This window comes from Pseudomonas viridiflava (assembly GCF_003702045.1).
GTDB classification, from domain to species: Bacteria; Pseudomonadota; Gammaproteobacteria; order Pseudomonadales; family Pseudomonadaceae; genus Aquipseudomonas; species Aquipseudomonas viridiflava_C.
Genome location: NZ_RBTP01000056.1, coordinates 57,782 through 71,641 on the forward strand (window position 1 = coordinate 57,782; position 13,860 = coordinate 71,641).

General features: G+C 58.3%; 14 protein-coding genes. 12 read left to right on the plus strand and 2 right to left on the minus strand.

Annotated features, from left to right (window positions below):
* Nucleotides 1–40: 40 nt before the first annotated feature.
* The gene (locus ALP40_RS17235; RefSeq protein ID WP_122209420.1) at nt 41–1,696 is read right to left on the minus strand and encodes an electron transfer flavoprotein-ubiquinone oxidoreductase; all 1,656 of its coding nucleotides are present in this window, start codon (nt 1,694–1,696) and stop codon (nt 41–43) included.
* A gap of 502 nt (nt 1,697–2,198) precedes the next feature.
* On the opposite strand from ALP40_RS17235, the gene ALP40_RS17240 reads away from it, so the two are divergent.
* From ALP40_RS17240 to ALP40_RS17280, 9 genes are all read left to right on the plus strand, one after another.
* On the plus strand, nt 2,199–2,948 hold the full coding sequence (locus ALP40_RS17240; RefSeq protein WP_122209421.1) for an electron transfer flavoprotein subunit beta/FixA family protein: 750 nt from the start codon (nt 2,199–2,201) through the stop codon (nt 2,946–2,948).
* On the plus strand, nt 2,949–3,878 hold the full coding sequence (locus ALP40_RS17245; RefSeq protein WP_122209422.1) for an electron transfer flavoprotein subunit alpha/FixB family protein: 930 nt from the start codon (nt 2,949–2,951) through the stop codon (nt 3,876–3,878).
* Nucleotides 3,879–4,048: 170 nt separating this feature from the next.
* Complete coding sequence (locus ALP40_RS17250; RefSeq protein ID WP_409077530.1) at nt 4,049–4,843, plus strand: substrate-binding periplasmic protein; 795 nt, start codon at nt 4,049–4,051, stop codon at nt 4,841–4,843.
* Nucleotides 4,844–4,853: 10 nt separating this feature from the next.
* Complete coding sequence (locus ALP40_RS17255) at nt 4,854–5,204, plus strand: DUF4398 domain-containing protein (RefSeq protein WP_122209424.1); 351 nt, start codon at nt 4,854–4,856, stop codon at nt 5,202–5,204.
* Nucleotides 5,201–6,016 (plus strand): OmpA family protein, encoded by an 816-nt coding sequence (locus tag ALP40_RS17260; RefSeq protein ID WP_122209425.1) that lies wholly within the window; start codon nt 5,201–5,203, stop codon nt 6,014–6,016. The genes ALP40_RS17255 and ALP40_RS17260 overlap by 4 nt, the downstream gene beginning before the upstream one ends.
* A gap of 392 nt (nt 6,017–6,408) precedes the next feature.
* Nucleotides 6,409–7,848 carry a PLP-dependent aminotransferase family protein gene (locus tag ALP40_RS17265; protein ID WP_122209426.1) on the plus strand — a complete coding sequence of 480 codons (1,440 nt, stop codon included), beginning with the start codon at nt 6,409–6,411 and terminating at the stop codon, nt 7,846–7,848.
* Nucleotides 7,849–8,125: 277 nt separating this feature from the next.
* The gene (locus ALP40_RS17270) at nt 8,126–8,614 is read left to right on the plus strand and encodes a translation initiation factor 2 (RefSeq protein WP_409077529.1); all 489 of its coding nucleotides are present in this window, start codon (nt 8,126–8,128) and stop codon (nt 8,612–8,614) included.
* Between the two features lie 93 nt (nt 8,615–8,707).
* On the plus strand, nt 8,708–8,965 hold the full coding sequence (locus ALP40_RS17275; RefSeq protein ID WP_122209514.1) for a YkgJ family cysteine cluster protein: 258 nt from the start codon (nt 8,708–8,710) through the stop codon (nt 8,963–8,965).
* Nucleotides 8,966–9,021: 56 nt separating this feature from the next.
* Nucleotides 9,022–9,630, plus strand: coding sequence for an START domain-containing protein (locus ALP40_RS17280; protein WP_122209428.1), 609 nt, complete (start codon nt 9,022–9,024; stop codon nt 9,628–9,630).
* Between the two features lie 65 nt (nt 9,631–9,695).
* On the opposite strand, the gene gltA is transcribed toward ALP40_RS17280, so the two are convergent.
* Entirely contained in the window at nt 9,696–10,985 is a 1,290-nt protein-coding gene (gene gltA / locus ALP40_RS17285; RefSeq protein ID WP_004882582.1) for a citrate synthase, read from the minus strand.
* A gap of 349 nt (nt 10,986–11,334) precedes the next feature.
* Between gltA and sdhC the strand changes: the two genes are divergently transcribed.
* From sdhC to sdhA, 3 genes are read left to right on the plus strand one after another with little or no spacing between them, the layout of a single operon-like run.
* The gene (gene sdhC, locus ALP40_RS17290) at nt 11,335–11,721 is read left to right on the plus strand and encodes a succinate dehydrogenase, cytochrome b556 subunit (protein WP_004882581.1); all 387 of its coding nucleotides are present in this window, start codon (nt 11,335–11,337) and stop codon (nt 11,719–11,721) included.
* Nucleotides 11,715–12,083 carry a succinate dehydrogenase, hydrophobic membrane anchor protein gene (gene sdhD / locus ALP40_RS17295; RefSeq protein ID WP_122209429.1) on the plus strand — a complete coding sequence of 123 codons (369 nt, stop codon included), beginning with the start codon at nt 11,715–11,717 and terminating at the stop codon, nt 12,081–12,083. Before sdhC ends, sdhD begins: the two co-directional genes overlap by 7 nt.
* 3 nt (nt 12,084–12,086) lie before the next feature.
* Nucleotides 12,087–13,859, plus strand: a complete 1,773-nt coding sequence (gene sdhA, locus ALP40_RS17300) for a succinate dehydrogenase flavoprotein subunit (RefSeq protein ID WP_004882579.1) — start codon at nt 12,087–12,089, stop codon at nt 13,857–13,859.
* Nucleotide 13,860: the final 1 nt, after the last annotated feature.

The window sequence follows — 13,860 nt, forward strand, 5'->3', positions numbered from 1 at the left end:
GGCTCCCGAGGGAGCCTTTATGATTGATGCGAGAAAACGCTTACATGTTCGGGTAAGTCGGACCGCCAGCGCCTTCCGGTGCCACCCAGGTGATGTTCTGGGATGGATCCTTGATGTCGCAGGTCTTGCAATGGACGCAGTTCTGGGCGTTGATCTGGAAGCGCTTCTCGCCGTCTTCCTGGGTGACCACTTCATACACACCCGCCGGGCAGTAGCGCTGTGCCGGCTCGTCGTACAGGGGCAGGTTCTTGCTGATCGGGATGCTCGGATCGGTCAGCTTCAAGTGGCAAGGCTGTTCTTCCTCGTGGTTGGTGCTGGAGAGGAAGACCGAACTGAGCTTGTCGAAGCTGAGCTTGCCGTCGGGTTTGGGGTAATTGATCTTCGTCGAGTCGGCCGACAGCTTGAGGCAGGCGTAGTCCGGCTTGGTGTCGTGGAGGGTAAACGGCAGTTTGCCCCCGAAGATGTTCTGGTCGATGAAGTTGAACGCACCGCCCTTGATCGCGCCGTACTTGTGAATCGCCACGCCGAAATTGCGGCTGGCGAACAGTTCTTCATACAGCCAGCTTGCCCTGAAGGCATCGACGTAGGACGTCAGCGTATCGCCGCCTTCCTTGCCTGCCAGAAGTGCTTCTGCAATCGAATCGGCCGCCAGCATGCCGGACTTCATGGCGGTGTGGCTGCCCTTGATCTTGGCGAAGTTCAGGGTGCCCAGGTCGCAGCCGATCAGGGCGCCGCCCGGGAAGACCATTTTCGGCAACGAGTTCAGACCGCCCTTGGCAATGGCGCGGGCACCGTAGCTGATGCGCTTGCCGCCTTCCAGGTACTGCTTGACGACCGGGTGATGCTTGTAGCGCTGGAACTCGTCGAACGGCGACAGATACGGGTTGGAATAGGAAAGATCGACGATCAGACCCACCACCACCTGATTGTTTTCCAGGTGATAAAGGAAAGAGCCTCCCGGGTTGGCGTCGTCCAGCGGCCAGCCAGCGGTGTGAACGACCAGGCCCTGTTCGTGTTTTGCCGGGTCGACTTCCCAGATTTCCTTGAGGCCAATGGCGTAATGCTGGACATCGGCTTCGTTGTCCAGATCGAAACGCTTGATCAGTTGTTTGCCGATGTGACCACGGCAGCCTTCAGCGAACAGGGTGTACTTGGCGCGCAACTCCATGCCGGGTGTGTAAAGGCCCTCCTTCGGATTGCCCTCGCGATCGACGCCCAGGTCACCGGTGACGATTCCGCGCACCACGCCGTTTTCATCGAACAGGGTTTCTTGTGCCGCGAAGCCTGGATAAATCTCGACGCCCAGGTTTTCAGCCTGCTGGGCCATCCAGCGGCACAGATTACCCAGCGAGATGATGTAGTTGCCTTCATTGTGCATGGTCTTGGGCACGAAGAAGTTCGGAACCTTGCGCGCTTTCTCGGCATCATTCAGGACATAAATGTCGTCGCGCTTGACCGGCGTGTTGAGCGGAGCGCCCATTGCCTGCCAATCAGGGAACAGTTCGTTCAAGGCGCGGGGCTCGAATACCGCGCCGGACAGGATGTGTGCACCGACTTCGGAGCCTTTCTCCACCACGCAGACGCTGATTTCCTGCCCGGCTTCGGCAGCTTTCTGCTTGAGGCGGCAAGCGGCTGAAAGCCCGGACGGGCCGGCTCCGACGATGACGACGTCGAATTCCATGTATTCGCGTTCCACAGGCTATCTCCTACTCTCAAGGCTCACGGTATTTTTTTATGGGTCTCGAAAGACCGATATACGGTTCGCTTGGGCACCGCATATCTTTTTAAGGCGTGCATTATATCTACACCACTGTGCGGGTCCAATACAAACGTTTGTTTGAATCGGCCGCAGGCCAGATAAATCAAAGACGCAGGACTCATGACTGGCCGATTTGGCGTATTGACCGGAAATGGTGTTACGGTCAAGATACGGGCGGTTTTGCGTTTGCCGTAGGCCGAAACGAGGTCCGCTCGGATCTCTCAAAAGGCATCAGGCGAATGCGGTGCAGGCAGTCAGGTCAATGTCGCCCGGCGCATTTTACACACCCTGCCGGTGCATGACGGGTGACGCCCGGTATTAATCGGGCCTTTGGCGAAGGCGTTATGTTCGCCTGCACGAATACGATTGCTTGTTGAGGACACATATCGATCGTCCGGCACTGCCGGGCGACATCTTTTCACCCGAGAGTGAGGAATCCATGAAGGTTCTTGTAGCTGTCAAACGAGTGGTCGACTACAACGTCAAGGTTCGCGTCAAGGCGGACAACTCCGGCGTCGATCTGGCCAACGTCAAAATGTCCATGAACCCTTTCTGCGAAATTGCCGTGGAAGAGGCCGTACGCCTTAAAGAGAAGGGCGTAGCGACTGAAATCGTCGTGGTGACCATCGGCCCGACCACGGCTCAAGAGCAACTGCGTACCGCTTTGGCGCTGGGTGCCGATCGCGCCGTGCTGGTCGAATCCGTCGAAGAGCTGACGTCCCTGGCCGTCGCCAAGCTGCTCAAGGCTGTTGTCGACAAGGAGCAACCACAACTGGTGATCCTTGGCAAACAGGCCATCGACAGCGACAACAACCAGACCGGCCAGATGCTGGCGGCGTTGAGCGGTTACCCGCAAGGCACGTTCGCGTCCAAGGTTGATGTGGAAGGCGACAAGGTTGCCGTGACCCGCGAGATCGATGGCGGCCTGCAAACCGTTTCCCTCAGCCTGCCGGCCATCGTGACCACAGACCTGCGTCTGAACGAGCCACGTTACGCCTCGCTGCCCAACATCATGAAAGCCAAGAAGAAGCCGCTTGAAGTGCTGACACCGGATGCGCTTGGCGTTTCCACGGCCTCGACCAACAAGACCCTCAAGGTCCAGGCGCCTGCTGCACGCAGCGCGGGCATCAAGGTCAAGTCGGTGGCTGAACTGGTCGAGAAACTGAAAACCGAAGCGAAGGTAATCTAAATGACGATCCTGGTAATCGCTGAGCATGACAATGCAACCGTAGCCCCGGCTACGCTCAATACCCTCGCTGCAGCCCAGAAGATCGGTGGTGACATCCACCTGCTGGTCGCCGGTTCCGGCATTGGCACCCTTGCCGAAGTCGCTGCGAAAATCGCCGGTGTGGCCAAAGTGCTGGTCGCCGACAATGCCGCGTATGCGCACCAACTGCCGGAAAACGTCGCACCGCTGGTGGTCGAGCTGGCCGCCGGTCACAGCCACGTGCTGGCTGCTGCCACGTCCAATGGCAAGAACATCCTGCCGCGTGTTGCTGCGCAATTGGACGTGGATCAGATCTCGGAGATAATCTCGGTCGAGTCGGCCGACACCTTCACCCGTCCGATCTACGCCGGTAACGCCATTGCCACCGTGCAGTCCACGGCGGCGGTCAAGGTCATTACCGTGCGTGCCACCGGTTTCGATCCGGTGGCCGCTGAAGGCGGTTCGGCGTCGATCGAGGCTGTTTCCGCTGCCCACGACGCAGGCAAGTCGAGTTTCGTTGGCGAAGAACTGGCCAAGTCCGACCGTCCTGAGCTGACGGCTGCCAAGATCGTCGTTTCCGGCGGCCGCGGCATGCAGAACGGTGATAACTTCAAGCACCTGTACGCGTTGGCGGACAAATTGGGCGCTGCGGTCGGTGCCTCGCGCGCGGCCGTCGATGCCGGCTTCGTGCCTAACGACATGCAGGTGGGGCAGACCGGCAAGATCGTCGCGCCGCAGCTGTACATTGCGGTCGGTATTTCCGGTGCGATACAGCATCTGGCAGGCATGAAGGACTCCAAAGTGATCGTTGCGATCAACAAGGACGAAGAAGCCCCCATCTTCCAGGTGGCTGATTACGGTCTGGTAGCGGACCTGTTCGAAGCGATTCCAGAGCTGGAAAAGCTGGTCTGACCCGAACGCTTGCACTATAAAGAGAACCCGTTCGATTCGGGCTCCAGCGACCGTCAGGCTTGCCTGCGGTGTATGGGGTCGGGATGAACGGGTTTTTTATCGACTCGTGAAAAGGGCTGTCCATGCAACGCGATTCCGTGCGCCGTCCCAAACTGCTGCGCTTACTGGTTATGGGGGCATTTCTAACCCCGGCGCTCGGCTTGGCGGCTGGCAAGTGTGAACGGCTGATCGTGACCGGCAGTCCAGATGCTCCGCCTTATCTATGGCGTGATCCTCAGGATCCCAAGCACCTGATGGGTGCCAACGCCGACCTGTTGAAGCAGGTGGCTGGGGAGTTGGGGATCAAGGTCGAGTTTCTTTACGCAGGCAAGCGCAGTCAGGCCCTGGAAGAAGTGCGAACGGGGCGCATGGACCTGCTGGCCGATGCGCCCATGAGCGCTGCGCAGCTGGATGCGCTGGATTACGTGCATCCGGCCATCGTGCAGAACGACATCGTGATCTGGACGCGTCATGACCGTGACGTGCCGTTGACAATGTTGAGTGAGCTGCAAGGTCATCCCGGTGCGATCTCTGAGAAAACCCGACTAACGCCTGCGTTCGACGAAGCCACCCGGCAGCAATTGACGCTGGAGCGCGTTTCCGGCCTGACGCCTGCGTTCCAGAAACTGGCGCTGGGTGAGGTGGATTACGTGCTGGCCGGGCGTTACGCGGGCATGGTCATGGTCCAGACGCTGGGGCTGGCCCAAGACCTGGTGGCGTTGTCCGCGCCCCTCGACCGCCCCGGTCTTTATCTGGCCTTATCATTCAACTCAGCCTGCAACGATCCTTGGTTACGCGGACAGCTGGCGAAAAAGATGGCAGAATCGGCCGCCTCCGGCCTCGCAGGCGACGTGATCCGACACAATTTGGATCTGTGGAAAACCCAGCTGTTGCAGCCTGCCAGTGCCAGCGCCTCAACCAAGTAGGGATGTTTTTGTGAGTATTCGTTTTTCAATCGCCGTCCTGGCTATCGCCACGCTGGTCGGTTGCGCCAGTGATCCGGTCCCGACCGAACAATTTAAATTGACCGAGCAGGCGCTTGAGCAGGCCAAGGCTGTCGGTGCTGACGAACAGCCCGAGCTGGAAACGGCCGAAGCCAAGTTCGCCGATGCCCGTTCCGACATGGCTGACAAATCCTACAAAGACGCGCGCATGAAGGCCGAGCAGGCTGAGCTGGATGCGCGTCTGGCCGAAGCCCGTGTCCTGACGCAGAAGAGTCAGGAGCAGATCACGCAGTTGAATACTCGTTTGAATCGTTTGCGCAAGCAGTTGGGAGACGCTCAATGAACCGTATCCCTCGTGCGCTGAGTGTGTGCCTGTTATTGGGCTCGGCTGGTCTTTATGGTTGCGCAGGCCATCAAAGCAGCGAGCAGGCCCTGCAACAGGCCAGCGCGGACTTCCAGAAGGTCAAGGAAGACACTGATGTGCTGCGCAGTGCGCCCAAAGACGTGATTCGTGCAGGTGAGTCGCTGGCCCGCGCCGAGCGCCTGTCCAGTTACCTGGGCAGTGGCAATGACGTCGCTCATTACGCCTACTTGAGTAGCCGTTACAGCGAGATCGCTCGCGAACACAGCAACCTGATGCTGAGCCAGGAACGTCTCGCGAAGATGGAGATGGAACGTCAACGCCTGCAATTGGGTCTGCGCGAAGCCAAGCTGGCCAGCGCTCAGCAGCAGGGTCGATGGCTGGAGGATCAGATTTTGAGCCTCGCCACGACTCAGACTGAACGGGGTCTGGTCATGACGCTGGGTGATGTCTTGTTCGATGCCGGGCATGCCGAACTCAAAAACTCTGCCAGCCGTACCGTGCTTAAGGTCGTGCAGTTTTTGCAGATCAACCCGCGCCGGATCGTCAGGATCGAGGGCTATACCGACAGCACTGGTGATCGTCAGGAAAACCTCAAGTTGTCTCGTGACCGGGCGCAGGCTGTCGCGGATGTGTTGATGGATCTGGGCATCGATGAAAAGCGGATCAAGGTTGAGGGCTATGGCCAGGAGTTTCCGGTCAGTGTGAACGCCACCGAACGCGGTCGTGCGCAGAATCGTCGCGTGGAAATCGTCTTTTCCGATGAGAAGGGTCAGCTCGGCGCGGCGCGCTAGATGACTTAAGCGAGAGGGCGCGGGCCACTCGCCAGCGAGGCGCCCTATGCCTGTTGCGTAGGCGCGCGCTTGCCAGTGATCGATCTGCCGGAAACCGGCAACAAAACTGCACCTGTCGGCGCATCAGAAGCAATAACGGGCTGCTGCGCCGCCCGTTGCGGTCGTCCTGATCTGCTAGAACTCCCTTAGTTCGAGATACCCAGCTCAGCGCAACGCTCTCACGCCGTTAACCTGCTGCATGTTTATTGCGCCCGAGTTTCTTCTTTTATCCGCACCACTCGACACAATTGCTGGCCGCATCTGAAACTGTTCCAGTACACTTCATGACAGTGCCCGGCTGCCACTCATCTGTTTTACAAAAATAAATGGCCGGTCTTCATGAGGCTGTGTCCATGACGAATCTTCTGCTTTACCAACGCATTGCTCAGCAATTGGCTGAAGACATTCGTCGGGGTGTTTATCAGCCGGGCGAGCGCGTTCCGTCGGTACGCAAGATGAGTTCGCAGCTCAACGTCAGTCATGCCACGGTTTTGCAGGCGTACGCAAACCTTGAAGATCAGGGGCTGATCCGGGCCAGGCCGCAATCCGGCTATTACGTGCATCAGACGCCAGCGTTGACCGCTTCGACGCCGGACATCGCCCGTGTCGAGCGTCCGGGTCTGGTCACGCGCAGCAGCATCATCCAACAGGTGCTTGAAGAGTCGCGCCGTGAAGGTGTCTTCGCATTGGGTGCCGCGGTGCCACACGTCGATTATCTGCCCGTCCGCGCGTTGCATCAGCAACTGGCCAAGGTCACTCGCTTTCACAGCCCACGCGCGTTCAGTTACATGTTCAGTCCCGGCTTTGAGCCTTTGCGCCGACAGGTGGCCATTCGTATGCGTGATGCGGGGGTGGTGGTCGACCCGTCCGAGGTGGTCATTACCCACGGTTGTGTGGATGCCTTGCAAATGGCGTTGCGTGTCCTGACCCGCCCCGGGGACCTGATCGCCGCTGAATCGCCTGCCTATTACGGTCTGCTCCAGTTGGCCGATCTGCTGGGTTTGAAGGTCATCGAGATTCCCAGTGATCCTGCCACAGGGATTAGTCTGGAGGCCCTGCAGTTGGCAGCCAATCAGTGGTCGATCAAGGCACTCGTCCTCACGTCGCGGCTCAGCAACCCGCTGGGCGGCACCATGCCGGAAGAGCGGCAGAAGAATCTCCTGCGACTGGCCTCGGACTTCGACATTCAGGTGGTCGAGGATGACGTGTACGGCGAGTTGATGTTTGAAGTGGGGCGCACCAAGGCGCTCAAGGCCTTTGATCGGCTCGGTCGCGTGATGTATTGCTCCAGTTTCTCCAAGACGCTGTCGCCCGGGGTGCGCATTGGCTGGATGATCGCTGGCAAATACCAGGCCGAAATCCAGCGGCTGCAGACCTTCAGCACCCATTCCGCCTGCAGCGTGACGCAGATGGCAATTGCCGCTTACCTGGAGAACGGCGGCTACGATCGACATCTGAGGTTCATCAGGCTGGAGTACCGTAAGAACCTGAGCGCTTATCAACTTGCGGTTCAGCAGTCGTTTCCTGAAGGCACACAAATGAGCAGGCCGGCAGGTGGCTTCATTCTCTGGGTAAGTCTGCCTGGACGGGTGAATACTCAGGAGTTGCATGTCAGGGCGCTGGAGCAGGGCATCAGTATTGCGCCGGGGCTTATTTTCAGTAACACCGAGCAATTCAATCACTGTATTCGCCTCAACTGTGGAATGCCTTGGAACAGGGAAGCAGAGCGGGCGTTGATGACATTGGGCATGTTGGCCAGACAGTTGTGTCAGGAAGTGTCGCCAGTCTACTGAATACCAGCTGATTTTCGTCAATTGTTCGGAACTCTTGGCTTGTCATGTATGCCTCAAAGGCACAGCATGTAGCTCTTTCGGCTTTGCCACTGCCTTGTCTGATTTATTGCCTATGAATATGTTTCGCTGTTTAGGTCTGTCGGTCGTTATCTTGCTGAGTGCGTGCGATGCTCAGGAGACGCCAGTGCCCAAGCCAAAGACTGAAAGCAGTGCCTCGGTGTCGTCCTCGGCAGTCCCCGAGGTGCCGTCAACGGTGAGCGTCCCGCGTGAGTCGGCAGTGACCGATTCTGCAGCGGACAAAGCGCCTGCAGCGACGCATGAGCTGATGCCCAATATTCCGGTGAAGCCGGTGGTGGCTGGGAAGGACGCTACTCCGCCTGTCGCGCCGCGGCCGATTCATGACGCACCCGCTACCGCCAAATCGGTCGCAAAGTCTGTCCCGGCGAAGCAGGCTTCGGCCAAACGTGAGGTTGCGAGTAAGGCTGGCAAGGAGGTCAAGGCCAAGGATGTCCATCTTGCCCGGCCTAAGCTGGATTTGACCCTGCCGCCCGATCTGGTCAAGAAGCTCGAGCCCCCGGCCAATGTCATCACAGCGAAGCGCAAGCCCATATTGCCGCAGATGTTTGGTGGCAAGGACTCTGCTGCAGATCCGAATGGATTCGAGTTGAACGGCCGTTTGCTGTCCAATGAAATGCAGCTGCAGATGCGTAACGACAACCGCCGCGATGTCGAAGGGGCGGCACTGGACTTCAAATTCAATCAGTAACGCCCTGCTGATCGTCCGGAACGCCGTTTCCAGATGGGCGCATTGATGGGTACTATCTCGTTTCTTTTCAACTATTCAGCAAGGGCCTGGTTCATGGATTGCCGCTCTGGTTGCGGTGCCTGCTGCATCGCGCCTTCCATTACATCTGCGCTACCGGGTATGCCCAACGGCAAGCCGGCAGGGGAGCGCTGTCTGCATCTTTCTGCGGCGTTTCTCTGTGGACTGTTCGGGCAGCCTGAGCGCCCGGCTGTCTGTAGCCAGTTCAAGGCGGCCGAAGACGTGTGCGGCGTTGATCAGGCCGATGCGATCCGTCTGATCGGTTGGTGGGAAAAAATGACCGCAGTCGTCTGACATTTACCGCTTAACACGATTGTTTTACCGGAATCTCAACAACAAGGAATAAGACAATGGGTCCGCTGTATCGCATGGCTGTAGCGTGTGGCTTGACTGTAATGCTCGCGGGCGTTGCTCAGGCTGAAGACTGGCAAGTTGCCAAAGATGAGGATGGAATCAAGGTCTCGCTCAGCGATGTGCCGGGCTCCAAGTACAAGGCTTATCGTGGTGTCACCGTGATCAACACGAGTGTGAGCAAGTTGCGTGCGCTCCAGGAAGATGTTGCGGGGGCCTGTGCGTGGATCCATGAGTGTCAGCTACAGAAGGTCCTCAAGCATGAGGGCGACAAGGCCTGGACCTATACACGGTTCAATACCCCGTGGCCGGTGACCCCGCGTGACTCGGTGCTGTTGATCACCACTCAGGAGGGCGCTGATGGAAGCGTGACCCGTAATCTTGAAGAGCTGCCCACCTACATACCGGAAGAAAAAGGGTATGTGCGTGTGGCGGAGGTCAAGGGTTTCTGGAAGCTTGTTCCCAAGGGGGCGAATCAGACTGAGGTGACGTATCAGGTGCACACCGAGCCGGGCGGCAGCGTACCGTCCATGCTGGCCAACAAGTTCGTCGTGGACGCGCCCTTCAATACGTTGAAGGCGTTGAAGGAGAGGGCGGCTGCGCAGTAAGTGGTTGTGTAAACAGATATAAAAAGGGCTGCCAGTGGCAGCCCTTTTTAATGTGCGGGTTTTGCTTACTTGCGGTCTTTCAGCTCGACGATGTCGCGCTGCACGTTGCCGGTGTACAGCTGACGTGGACGGCCGATCTTGTAAGGGCTGGAGAGCATTTCTTTCCAGTGCGAGATCCAGCCGACGGTCCGCGCCAGGGCGAAAATGACGGTGAACATGCTGGTTGGGATACCGATGGCTTTCAGGATGATGCCCGAGTAGAAGTCGACGTTCGGGTAGAGGGAGCGCTCGATGAAGTACGGATCGGTCAGGGCGATCTCTTCGAGGCGCATCGCCAGTTCAAGCTGCGGATCGTTGGTGATGCCCAGTTCCTTGAGTACTTCGTCGCAGGTCTGTTTCATCACGGTAGCGCGCGGGTCGCGGTTCTTGTAGACGCGGTGACCGAAGCCCATGAGCTTGAACGGATCGTTCTTGTCCTTCGCCTTGGCGATGAACGTGTCGATGTTGGACACATCGCCAATCTCGTCGAGCATGGTGAGGACAGCTTCGTTGGCGCCGCCGTGAGCAGGGCCCCAGAGGGCTGCGATGCCCGCCGCGATACAGGCGAACGGGTTGGCGCCCGAAGAGCCCGCCATACGCACTGTGGACGTCGAGGCGTTCTGTTCGTGGTCGGCGTGCAGGATGAAGATCTTGTCCATCGCCTTGGCCAGCACCGGGCTGATCGGTTTGATCTCGCACGGCGTGTTGAACATCATGTGCAGGAAGTTTTCGGCGTAGCTGAGGTCGTTACGGGGGTACATCATGGGTTGCCCCATCGAGTACTTGTAGACCATCGCGGCCAGGGTCGGCATCTTGGCGACCAGGCGTACGGCGGAAATTTCGCGGTGCTGCGGGTTATTGATGTCCAGCGAGTCGTGGTAGAACGCCGACAATGCGCCGACTACGCCGCACATGACGGCCATCGGGTGGGCGTCACGGCGAAAGCCGTTGAAAAAGGTCTTGAGCTGTTCGTGGACCATCGTGTGGTTTTTCACCACGGCAACGAATTGGGCTTTCTGCTCGGCGGTGGGCAATTCGCCGTTGAGCAGCAGGTAGCAGGTTTCCAGGTAGTCGGAATGCTGGGCCAGTTGTTCGATAGGGTAGCCGCGGTGAAGCAGGATTCCGTTGTCACCATCGATGTAGGTGATTTTCGACTCGCAAGAGGCGGTCGACATGAAGCCCGGGTCGAATGTGAAGCGGCCGGTGGCGGTGAGACCGCGTACGTCGATCACGTCCGGACCCACTGTACCGGTCAGAATTGGCAGCTCGACGGGGGCAGCGCCCTCGATGATCAACTGCGCTTTTTTGTCAGCCATGTGGCCTCCTATTTATGCTTCAAATCATCAGACAGGCCCCCCACGCAGGGCCCGCATCACTATAGTGAGATAAATTCTAAAGTCAATTTGCCTAAAGTCGCGTTCCAGAAGGCCTGTGTGCATACTTTTCGAACCCGTTTCCTGCCGTTTACGCCTTTTATGTGACAAGCGCAATGCGCTATTGGCGGTAAGTCTGTGCGTTGTCATTAGTAACCTAACTGTCTATACTCGGCGTCCGACCGCCGGGCGCTTTTGAGCCTGTTCGAAGGGGGTCGTCACTTCCTGGGTGGTGGGTACCTGACCAGTGCACTTCCCAACAACTTGCCCTGAATGTTAGGGGCTCTTCAGTGTGAAAAAAGCCGTGAATAGCCAACGACCTGTAAATCTAGACCTAAGGACCATCAAGCTCCCAGTCACTGCTTACACGTCCATCCTTCACCGTATCTCCGGTGTCATCCTCTTTGTCGGTATTGCGATCATGCTGTACGCAATGGACAAGTCGCTGGCATCCGAAGAAGGCTTCGGTGAAGTAAAAGCGTGTCTGACCAGCCCGCTGGCCAAGCTTGTCATCTGGGGGCTGCTGTCTGCCCTGCTGTATCACCTGGTGGCCGGTATCCGTCACCTGATCATGGACACGGGAGTGGGCGAGACGCTGGAAGGCGGCAAGCTGGGCTCCAAAATCGTTATCGCGGTCTCCGTGGTACTGATTCTGCTGGCAGGAGTATGGATATGGTAACCAACGTCACCAACCTTTCGCGTTCGGGCCTCTATGACTGGATGGCGCAGCGTGTCTCCGCAGTCGTGCTCGCGGCTTACTTCATTTTCCTGATCGGCTACATGGTCTTTCACCCAGGTCTGAGTTACGCCCAATGGCATGACCTGTTTGCAAGCAACTGGATGCGTATCTTCAGTCTTCTGGCCCTCGTTGCCCTCGGCGCTCACGCCTGGGTCGGCATGTGGACCATCGCGACCGACTACCTGACGCCAATGGCGCTGGGCAAGTCCGCGACTGCAGTACGTTTTCTGTTCCAGGCGGTATGCGGCGTTCTGATGTTCGCCTACTTCGTCTGGGGCGTGCAGATTCTTTGGGGTATCTGATCCATGGCTAATACAAACACGCTTTCTTTCGACGCCATCATCATTGGTGGTGGCGGTGCAGGCATGCGCGCTGCGCTGCAGCTCGCCCAGGGTGGTCACAAGACTGCCGTGGTCACCAAGGTTTTCCCGACTCGCTCGCACACCGTATCTGCCCAGGGTGGCATCACCTGCGCAATCGCTTCGGCCGACCCGAACGATGACTGGCGCTGGCACATGTACGATACCGTCAAGGGCTCCGACTACATCGGTGACCAGGACGCTATCGAATACATGTGTTCCGTAGGTCCGGAAGCGGTCTTCGAGCTCGAGCACATGGGCCTGCCGTTCTCCCGTACCGAACAGGGCCGCATCTACCAGCGTCCGTTCGGTGGCCAGTCCAAGGACTTCGGTAAAGGCGGTCAGGCTGCTCGTACTTGCGCTGCGGCCGACCGTACCGGTCACGCATTGCTGCACACCCTGTACCAGGCCAACCTGAAAGCCGGCACCGTATTCCTCAACGAATATTATGCAGTTGATCTGGTCAAGAACCAGGACGGCGCGTTCGTCGGCATCATCGCCATCTGCATCGAAACCGGTGAAACCTCATACATTCGCGCTAACGCGACCGTACTGGCGACCGGTGGTGCAGGCCGCATCTATTCGTCGACCACCAACGCCCTGATCAACACCGGCGACGGTATCGGCATGGCGCTGCGCGCCGGTGTGCCGGTTCAGGACATCGAGATGTGGCAGTTCCACCCGACCGGCATCGCTGGCGCAGGTGTACTGGTGACGGAAGGTTGCCGTGGTGAAGGCGGTTACCTGATCAACAAGCACGGCGAGCGTTTCATGGAGCGTTATGCTCCGAACGCGAAAGACCTTGCCGGTCGTGACGTTGTTGCGCGTTCGATGGTCAAGGAAATCATTGCTGGCAATGGTTGTGGTCCTGACGGCGATCACGTGATGCTCAAGCTCGATCACCTGGGTGAGGAAGTGCTGCACAGCCGCCTGCCGGGCATCATGGAGCTGTCCAAGACTTTTGCGCACGTTGATCCGGCTTCTGCGCCGATTCCTGTCGTGCCGACCTGTCACTACATGATGGGCGGCGTTGCCACCAACATTCACGGTCAGGCGATCACTCAGGACGCCGCTGGAACGGATCAGATCATTCCGGGTCTGTTCGCTGTAGGCGAAGTGGCTTGCGTATCGGTTCACGGTGCCAACCGTCTGGGCGGCAACTCGTTGCTCGATCTGGTGGTATTCGGCCGCGCTGCGGGCATCCACCTGGAGCAGGCTCTGCGTGAGGGCGTTGATTATGCCCGTGCCTCCCAGTCCGACATCGACGCCGCTCTGGCGCGTCTTGCCGGCCTGAACGAGCGCACCGAAGGCGAAGACGTCGCCTCGCTGCGCAAAGAGCTGCAGAGCTGCATGCAGAACTACTTCGGCGTATTCCGTACCGGCGAATACATGCAGAAGGGTATTGCTCAGTTGGCCGACCTGCGTGGTCGTATTGCCAACGTCAAGATCAACGACAAGAGTCAGGCGTTCAACACTGCCCGTATCGAAGCGCTTGAACTGCAAAACCTGCTGGAAGTTGCCGAAGCCACGGCAATTGCCGCAGAGCATCGTAAAGAGTCCCGCGGCGCTCACGCCCGTGAAGACTTTGAAGATCGCGACGACGAAAACTGGTTGTGCCACACCCTGTACTTCCCGGGTGACAAGCGCGTAACCAAACGTGCCGTGAACTTCTCGCCGAAAACTGTTCCGACTTTTGAACCTAAGATTCGGACTTATTAAG